The sequence below is a fragment of the Streptomyces sp. NPDC098781 genome, assembly GCF_044759995.1.
In the GTDB taxonomy this organism is placed as follows: Bacteria; Actinomycetota; Actinomycetes; order Streptomycetales; family Streptomycetaceae; genus Streptomyces.
In genome coordinates this window covers 644,088-652,472 of record NZ_JBIWAK010000001.1, presented here as the reverse complement: position 1 = coordinate 652,472, position 8,385 = coordinate 644,088, and the positions used below count along the sequence as shown (strand labels likewise).

General features: G+C 70.4%; 7 protein-coding genes. 5 read left to right on the top strand and 2 right to left on the bottom strand.

The features are described 5' to 3' along the window. The first annotated feature begins 34 nt into the window (after positions 1-34). The 3 genes from ACIQWG_RS02895 to ACIQWG_RS02885 all read left to right on the top strand — a co-directional run bounded on the left by ACIQWG_RS02895 (position 35) and on the right by ACIQWG_RS02885 (position 3,178). Complete coding sequence (locus ACIQWG_RS02895; RefSeq protein ID WP_404089515.1) at positions 35-1,075, top strand: FecCD family ABC transporter permease; 1,041 nt, start codon at positions 35-37, stop codon at positions 1,073-1,075. Between the two features lie 116 nt (positions 1,076-1,191). Further along, on the top strand, positions 1,192-2,301 hold the full coding sequence (locus ACIQWG_RS02890) for a FecCD family ABC transporter permease (RefSeq protein ID WP_404089513.1): 1,110 nt from the start codon (positions 1,192-1,194) through the stop codon (positions 2,299-2,301). A 4-nt stretch (positions 2,302-2,305) separates the two neighbouring features. Then, complete coding sequence (locus ACIQWG_RS02885) at positions 2,306-3,178, top strand: ABC transporter ATP-binding protein (protein ID WP_404089511.1); 873 nt, start codon at positions 2,306-2,308, stop codon at positions 3,176-3,178. A 69-nt stretch (positions 3,179-3,247) separates the two neighbouring features. On the opposite strand, the gene ACIQWG_RS02880 is transcribed toward ACIQWG_RS02885, so the two are convergent. Next, the gene (locus ACIQWG_RS02880; protein ID WP_404089509.1) at positions 3,248-4,195 is read right to left on the bottom strand and encodes a methionyl-tRNA formyltransferase; all 948 of its coding nucleotides are present in this window, start codon (positions 4,193-4,195) and stop codon (positions 3,248-3,250) included. Between the two features lie 120 nt (positions 4,196-4,315). Here ACIQWG_RS02880 and ACIQWG_RS02875 point away from each other — a divergent pair, with 120 nt between their 5' ends. Further along, a complete protein-coding gene (locus tag ACIQWG_RS02875) occupies positions 4,316-5,659 on the top strand; it encodes a lysine N(6)-hydroxylase/L-ornithine N(5)-oxygenase family protein (protein WP_404089507.1) in 1,344 nt (447 codons plus the stop codon). Between the two features lie 64 nt (positions 5,660-5,723). Here the strand turns inward: ACIQWG_RS02875 and ACIQWG_RS02870 are convergent, their stop codons facing one another. Continuing rightward, positions 5,724-6,968, bottom strand: a complete 1,245-nt coding sequence (locus tag ACIQWG_RS02870; protein WP_404089505.1) for a PucR family transcriptional regulator — start codon at positions 6,966-6,968, stop codon at positions 5,724-5,726. 357 nt (positions 6,969-7,325) lie between these two features. Between ACIQWG_RS02870 and ACIQWG_RS02865 the strand changes: the two genes are divergently transcribed. Further along, the gene (locus tag ACIQWG_RS02865) at positions 7,326-8,183 is read left to right on the top strand and encodes a DUF4394 domain-containing protein (RefSeq protein ID WP_404089503.1); all 858 of its coding nucleotides are present in this window, start codon (positions 7,326-7,328) and stop codon (positions 8,181-8,183) included. Positions 8,184-8,385 lie beyond the last annotated feature (202 nt).

The following is an 8,385-nucleotide window of genomic DNA, read 5'->3' as shown; positions in this document are numbered from 1 at the left end:
AGGTAAGGCAAGGCTGACCGAAGGAAGTTGATACGTGGGGACCTCGGCGGTCCGGGCGGCGAAAGGCCCCCGCGCGGTACTCCTGCTCGCGTTGTCCTGCGCGGCGCTCCTCGTGCTGTGCGCGCTGTCGATGGCCTTCGGCGCGCTCGGCGTTCCACTCGACCAGGTCTGGCACACCCTGCTCGGCGACCCGCCCAACTCCCGTATCGACAGTGTGATCTGGTCCGTACGGCTGCCGCGCACCGCCCTCGGCCTCGCCACCGGCGCCGCTCTGGGCCTGTCGGGGGCACTGATGCAGGCACTGACCCGCAACCCCCTCGCGGATCCGGGCATCCTGGGTGTCAGCGCGGGGGCCGCCTTCGCCGTCGTCCTCTCGGTCGGGCTGCTCGGAGTCGGCTCGGTGTACGGCTACATCTGGTTCGCCTTCGCCGGGGCACTGGCCGCGAGCGTCCTGGTCTATTTCCTGGGCGGGCTCGGGCGGTCGGGTACGACCCCGGTGAAACTCGCCCTGGCCGGCGTCGCGGTCACCTCCCTGCTGTTCTCGCTGACCAGTGCCGTCGCGCTCACCGACCCCGACGCCCTGAACCGCTACCGCTTCTGGTCGGCGGGTTCGCTGGCGAACCAGAACGACGAAGTGGTGCTGCGGGTGCTGCCGTTCCTCGCCGTCGGCGCCGTCCTCGCGCTGGCCTGCGCGCCCGCCCTCAACAGCCTCGCCCTCGGCGACGACGTGGCGAAGTCCCTGGGGCTGAAGCTCGGGCTGATCCGGGTGCAGGGCGTGGTGGCCGTCACCCTGCTCACCGGTGGGGCCGTCGCCGTGATCGGGCCCGTCGTCTTCGTCGGCCTGGTCGTACCGCACATCGCCCGTGTGCTCGCCCAGTCGGCCGGGGTCGGCCCGGACCACCGCTGGCTGCTGCCCCTGTCGGCGGTGCTGGCCCCCTGTCTGCTGCTGGCCGCCGACATCGCCGGGCGTCTGATCGCCCGGCCGGTGGAGATCCAGGCCGGAATTCTGGTCGCCTTCATCGGAGGCCCGTTCTTCATCGCGCTGGTCCGCCGGCGCCGACTCGCGGAGCTGTGAGCCATGACGGACGTTCCCCCACACGGGGCCTTGAGCCCGATCGCACCGGACCGCCCACCCCGACTCACGCAGCCGCGCCCCACCACGGACGCGCCCTTCCACGGAGCCGTGAGCCCATGACCACCGAACTTGCCGCCGCCCCGGGCCCGAAGGATCCCGCGGACCGGCCGCCCGGGCCCCGTGCGGCGCACCGGATCGCCTTCCGCCTCACCGCGCCGCCGGTCTCCGGGATCCTGCGGCCCCGCATGCTCGCCGTGTGCCTGGCGCTCGCCGTGCTCGCCTTCCTGGCGTTCTGCGTGGAGACGTCCGTCGGGGACATCTCCCTGCCCCTCGGCGACGTGATGCGGGCCCTGGTCGGCGCGGGCGACCCCGGCACCGAGCTGATCGTCCACGAACTGCGCCTGCCGCGCTCCCTGGCCGGACTGCTCGTCGGCATCGCGTTCGGCGTCTCCGGCGCCCTGCTCCAGGCCATGACGCACAACCCGCTGGCCAGCCCCGACATGATGGGCATCACCCAGGGCGCCGGAGTGGCCGTGGTCGCCGGCATCGTCCTCGGCTGGGACGGCGGCCTGAGCACCCAGGCGCTCGGGCTGCTGGGCGCGTTGACCGCGGCCCTGCTGGTGTACGTCCTGGCGTGGAAGCGGGGCACCACCGGCTACCGGATCGTCCTGGTCGGCGTGGGCATCGCGTGGATCTGCACCAGCGTCACGGACTACCTCCTGGCACACGGTCAGCGCTTCCAGGCCCAGGCCGCGCTGGGCTGGCTGGTCGGCAACCTCAACGGCCGCACCTGGCAGCAGATCACCCCGCTCGCCGTGACCCTGGCCGTGCTCCTGCCGGTCGCGCTGCTCCTCGGGCGGCTGATGCGGACCCTGGAGCTCGGCGACGACGTCGCCCGGGGGCTCGGCACGCGGGTGCAGACCGTGCGGGTGGCGGTGCTGCTCGTCGCCGTCGCGCTGGTGGCGTTCGGGACGGCGGCCGCCGGGCCGGTGGCGTTCGTGGCGCTCGCCGCCCCGCAGGTCGCCCAGCGGCTCACCGGCACGTCGTCCCCGCCGCCCGTGGCCGCCGGACTGACCGGCGCCGTGATGGTGCTCGTATCCGATCTGGCCGCCCGGAAGCTCATCCCGGACACCGAGCTCCCGGTCGGGATCGTCACGGGCGTGCTCGGCGCCCCCGTACTGCTGTGGCTGCTCGTCCGCGCCAACCGCGCCGGTTCAGGAGGCTGAAGACGTGACATCGAAGTACCAGACGGCGTACGGGAGTTCCGGCGAGGGCCCCGAGCTGCGCGCCGAGGGCCTGCGGCTGGCGTACGACGACCGGGTCGTCGTCGAGGATCTCGATCTGACGGTCCCCTCCGGCCGGATCACGGTGATCGTCGGCGCGAACGCCTGCGGCAAGTCCACCCTGCTGCGTGCACTCGCCCGGCTGCTGACCCCCAAGAGCGGCGCCGTCCACCTCGACGGACGCTCGATCCACTCGATCCCCACCCGGGCCCTCGCGCAGCGGCTGGGCATCCTGCCGCAGTCGCCGGTGGCCCCCGAGGGACTGACCGTCATCGACCTGGTGGGACGCGGCCGTTCACCGCACCAGACGTGGTGGCGGCAGTGGTCGTCCACCGACGAGGAGGCCGTGCACGAGGCGCTGCGTGCCACCGCGATGAGCGACCTCGCCCACCGGCCCGTCGACGAACTCTCCGGCGGGCAGCGGCAGCGCGCCTGGATCGCCATGGCCGTCGCGCAGGGCACCCCGGTGATGCTGCTGGACGAACCGACGACCTACCTCGACCTCGCCCACCAGATCGACGTGCTCGACCTGGTGACCGACCTCAACCGGCATCAGGGCCGCACCGTCGTGATGGTGCTGCACGATCTCAACCAGGCCTGCCGGTACGCCGACCACATCGTCGCCATGAAGGCGGGCCGTATCGTCGCCGAGGGCACCCCGGCCGAGGTCGTCACGGCGGCGACGGTCGAGGAGGTCTTCGGGCTGCGGTGCGTGGTCGGCGAGGACCCGGTCAGCCGTACGCCGATGGTGGTGCCGATCAGCCGCCACCACGAGGGAGCCGACCCGGCCGCCGTTGCCGTACCGGGTGCCGCCGGCTGATCCGGAGGCACCCCGGATTCGGGTGCCTCCGGACGACGGCCGCCGTCGGGCGTCGAGTGCCCTGCCGGACTACGGACGGGCGGTCAAGTAGCCGCCCATGGTGCGGAAGTAGTCCGTCGCGGCGTGCTCGGTCCCGTCCTCCGTGCGCACCCGCCTGACCACCAGGCCGGGCAGCCGCCCGGAGCGTGCCTCGGCACCGGCCACGATGACGACCCCGTCGCCCTCACGGATGAAGATCCGCCCCGGTGTGCCGCCGTAGCGTCCCTCGGAGACCGCTGCCGAGACGATCCGCAGGCGCTCGCCCCGGTGGAAGGTGAAGGCGTTGGGATACGGGTCGGACTGGGCCCGGACGAAACGCTCCAGGTCCTGCGCCGGCCACGTCCAGTCGATCCGGCTGTCCTCCAGCGACCGCTTGTGGAAGAAGCTCGACCTGGAGCGGTCCTGCGGGGTCCACACCGCCTTGCCGGAGGCGATCAGGTCCAGTGACTCCTTGACCAGCGGGCCGATGAGGTCGACCGTGCGGTGGAAGAGGTCCGTGGCGGTGTCGTCGGGGCCGACCGGCACCGAGCGCTGCACCAGCACGTCCCCCATGTCGAGTTCACCGTCCATGCGGTGGGCGGTGACACCCACCTCCCGCTCGCCGTTGATCAGCGCCCAGATCAGCGGGGAGAACCCGGCGTAGGCGGGCAGCAGCGAGTCGTGGATGTTCAGCGTGCCCTGCGGTGGCAGGTCGAAGATCTCCGGCGGCAGCCAGGTGCGCCAGTTGTTCGCCACGATGAGGTCCGGCGCGGCCTCCTTGAGCACCCGCAGCAACTCGTCGTCGCCCGGCCGGTTGCGCAACAGCACGGGTACCCCGTGCTTTTCGGCCAGGTCGGCGACCGAGTCGCTCCAGATCCGCTCGTACACGTGGTCGCTCTTGGGATGGGTGACGACCAGGACCACGTCGTGCTCGGAATCGAGCAGAGCTTGAAGAGTCCGGTGACCCCACGTCTGGTAGCCGAACATGACGACCCGCATATGAGCCCTCCTCAGCCATTGCTAGGTAAGGCTAACCTTATCTAGCATGTGCCTGCTTGGGGAGCCTGTGTTCCTTCTGAGGAAAACCTGTGCTCTCCCTCAACAGGAGGCGATGACGCGGTGACGAAGCTGCTCAGTGGGCCGGACTCCATCTACGACGTTCTCGGTATCGGCTTCGGCCCATCCAACCTCGCGCTGGCCATCGCGCTGCACGAGCACGGTGCGACACCGGCTGAAGGAGCGGGCCTGCGCGCCGGATTCCTCGAACGGCAGCCGCGGTTCGGCTGGCATCGCGGCATGCTGATCGACGACGCCACCATGCAAGTGTCCTTCCTCAAGGACCTGGTGACGATGCGTGACCCGGCCAGCGACTTCAGCTTCCTGTGCTACCTGCGCGACCGCGGGAGGCTGGTCGACTTCCTCAACCAGAAGACGCTCTTCCCCCTGCGCATCGAGTTCCATGACTACTTCGAGTGGGCCGCCGCCCGCGTCGACCACCTCGTCGAGTACTCCGCCGAGGTCGTCGCCGTACGACCCGTCACGGAGGCCGGCGAGATCCGCTTCTTCGACGTGACCAGCCGCGACCCGGCGGCCCCGGAGCGGATGACCGTACGCCGCACCCGCGCCCTGTGCGTCGCCACTGGTCTGGAGCCCCACCTGCCGCCGGGCGCCGCCCTGTCCTCACGGGTCTGGCACACCAGCGAGTTGCTGCCCCGTGTGGACGAACTCCTGCGCTCGGGTGCCCCGGTGCGCCGGGCCGTCGTCCTCGGCGCGGGCCAGAGCGCCGCGGAAGCCGTGGACTACCTGCACCGCAACTTCCCCGACACCGAGATCTGTTCCGTCTTCGCCAAGTACGGCTACACGCCCGCCGACGACAGCCCCTTCGCCAACCGGATCTTCGACCCCGAGGCCGTCGACGTGTACTACGACGCGCCGCGCGAGGTGAAACGGTCGCTGTTCGACTACCACCGGAGCACCAACTACTCCGTGGTGGACATGGAGTTGATCGAGTCGCTGTCCAGGACGATGTACCAGGAGAAGGTGCAGGGCAGGCAGCGGCTGCGGATGATGAACGTCTCCCGCATCCGCGAGGTCGACACCCGCCCGGACGACGTCCGGGTGACGGTGGAGTTCCTGCCCACGGGAGAGCGCGAGATCCTCGGCTGCGACCTGCTCGTCTACGCCACCGGCTACCAGCCCCAGGGCATCGGCGACCGGCTCGGCGAACTCGCCAAGCTCTGCCTGCGCGACGAGGAGGATGCCCTGCGCGTAGGCCGTGACCACCGTGTCGAGACCGCCCCGAACGTCACCGCCGCCATCTACCTCCAGGGCGGCACCGAACACACCCACGGCCTCACCTCGACCCTGCTGTCCACCACCGCGGTACGCGCCGGGGAGATCTGCTCGGCCCTCCTCGCCCAAGACTCGCCGCCCGTCGCGAGGGCGGCGAGTACGGAGGGGTAGGGGACGGGGACGCATCACCCTCGGTGAGGGAACAGAGCCCACCTGTCCGACGTGTCCCACGCGCTCAGCGCCACGCCCCCGACAGACACCGCGTGACAACGGCGCTGAGCGTGCGCACGCCCCGGGTCGAGCCGGGGTCGATGCCCGTGAGCTCGCGGACCCGGCGCAGGCGGTAGTCCAGGGTGCGGGTGTGGACGTTGAGCGCGGTCGCCGTGGCACCTCGGCGCATGTCGTGGCGGTAGTACGCGTCGAGGGTGGCGAGGAGGTCGGGGCCGGTCTCCAGGCGGTGGGACACCGTGCGAAGCCAGTCGTCGACGAACGGCACGTCCGCGACGGCGAGTTCGACGAACACGTCCGCCAGCGTGTGCGCCCGCAGCCGGACAACGGCCCGGCACAGCGGGGCTGCCCGGCTGATCCGCCGGGCGCGGTCCAGGGCGCCGGCCAGCTCCGGCTGCGGCGCGGTGGCCGTGCCGACGGCGCAGGGGCGGCCGAGCGCGCGGGCGAAGTCCCGTACGAGATCATGCAGGTGATCGGGGGTGAGGTCGGGCAAGAGATCGGAAGCGATGGGCGGCGGTGCATTTTCCGCTGCCGCGCCGACACCGAACAGGGGAATCAGGGCGATCAGCTCTCCGCCGCCCTCGCCGCCCTCCGGCCCCCACATGACCGGCACCTGGTGGCTCTTCGCCAGCGCACCGATCTCGCTTTCAAGGAAACGATCGACGGTGGGGCGGTGCGGAAGGCGGAACACGGTCACCGCCCAGTGATCCGGAAGTTCCATGCCGACGGCCTCTGCGAGTTCCGCCGAAATCGGATCTCCGTTCAGCAATGACCGGGCCAGCAGCGCGACCTGCACGGTATACGGAATTCGGCGGCGCAGTACGCGCACGAATCCCTGACGGTAGGCGCCGATACCGCGTTCGCCCTGCGGGGCGAACCAGGCCATCATGCGCATGAGCTCGTCGACATCGCCGCCGCGCTGGGCCTCGGTGGCCTCGTTGATCTCGCGCAGCATGAGCGCGGTGTGCACGCGCAGCACCCGCTGCCGGGCGTCGAGCGACATCCCGGCGCCGGCCCGCAGCTCCCCCATCGACGCGATGTAGCCGAGGTCATCTCCGCTTAACTCGTCGTTGTCCGGCGACAGTTCGACAGTGCGACGCCGGAACCACATCGAGTACTCCAGCGTCTCGGCCCGTGCCCGGGAATCCTTCTCCAGGAACCCGAACTCCGGGATCTCACGTGCGTATGTCTCGACCTCCCGGCGGGCGTTGGTCGACGCCTGCCGGGCCAGTTCGGCGAAGAGGCTCCCCATGGAGGCGAGCCTGCCATCGCGGACGAAGGGCGGGACAGAGGAGATCCGGACGGCATTCATCACTGCGCACAAAACGGCGGCAAACATATCGACCGGGCTTTTGTCACCGTGCGCAAAATTCCCGGATCGGGGCGTTCTCGTCAACCAACCTGCTTGTGAAGGAACTGTGAAGCGGCCTTAATGAGAACCGTGCGCAGGCTCCAGGAGGAACACGGCCGGAATCATTCCGACGCCACTCCGGCAGCACCGCGGTAATCAGCACGGGCAGCAGCACGGAATTCTCGGCCAGGCGCCTCGAACGGCGCCCGCCCAAACGGGAGGGAAACTCCGATGAAAACAAGCACGCGAAAGAGAGTCATGGCGGCGGTCGCGGTCATGGTCACGTCGACAGCACTGATGCTCGGCACCCCGGCCACCGGCTCGGCCGCCACCGCCGCCCCCACCGCCACGCCCAGCCTGCGCGCGTTCGGCATCAGCGGCGACGGCACCCTGATGGCCACCTTCTGGACCGACCGGCCGCAGGTCCTCGACTGGGTCAGGGTCGTCACCGGCCTCAGCGGCGACACGGGACTGATCGGGATCGACTTCCGGGTGCAGGACGGTCTGATGTACGGCGTCGGCAACAAGGGCGGCATCTACACGATCAAGACCCCGCCGGCCACCACGGACGTCGTGGTCACCAAGGTGTCCCAGCTCCAGTACGCGCTGAACGGCGCGAACTTCGGCGTCGACTTCAACCCGGCGGCCGACCGCCTGCGTGTGATCAGCGACAACGGCCAGAACCTGCGGCACAACCTCAACGACCACAGCACCATCCAGGACCTGAACCTCACCACCCCGCCGACCGAGGGCACGACCAAGGGCGTCTCGGCCGCCGCCTACACCAACAACGATCTCAACGCGGCCACCGCGACCACGCTGGTCGACATCAACACGACCACCGACCAGGTCGTCCTCCAGTCCCCGGCGAACAACGGCACGCTCGCCCCGACCGGCAGCCTCGGCATCGACGCCGGGATCAACGCCGGGATGGACATCTACAGCACCCTGTCCGGCGGGAAGACGGTCGACAACGCAGCCTTCGCCACCCTCACCCCGTACGGCGCCGGTACCCCCTCGCTGTACAGCGTCAACGTCTTCACCGGCCAGGCCACCTCCATCGGCCAGTTCCCGCTGAACATCACGGACCTGGCCATCTCTCTCACCGGATCCTGATCCCCGGCCGTCGGCCACCCCTCGCCGCGGCCCGGGCACCCGCCGGACCGCGGCGAACCAGGGCCACCGTCGACGGCACGCCTCGGACCGGGGCGAGGATGCCGCTGGCCACCTCCGAGGGCGGGCGGTCAGCCGGACGGTTGTTAACCTCGGCAGCGTCATGATCAGTGAGGGCCCGGATCCGTCCAGGCAGCGGCGGGCT

Bases quoted from the DNA above. Each gene is read 5' to 3' on its own strand.
- ACIQWG_RS02890 (WP_404089513.1), top strand. From the start codon at position 1,192: ATGACCACCGAACTTGCCGCCGCCCCGGGCCCGAAGGATCCCGCGGAC.
- ACIQWG_RS02880 (WP_404089509.1), bottom strand. From the start codon at position 4,195: ATGCGGGTCGTCATGTTCGGCTACCAGACGTGGGGTCACCGGACTCTT.
- ACIQWG_RS02870 (WP_404089505.1), bottom strand. From the start codon at position 6,968: ATGGGGAGCCTCTTCGCCGAACTGGCCCGGCAGGCGTCGACCAACGCC.
- ACIQWG_RS02865 (WP_404089503.1), top strand. From the start codon at position 7,326: ATGGCGGCGGTCGCGGTCATGGTCACGTCGACAGCACTGATGCTCGGC.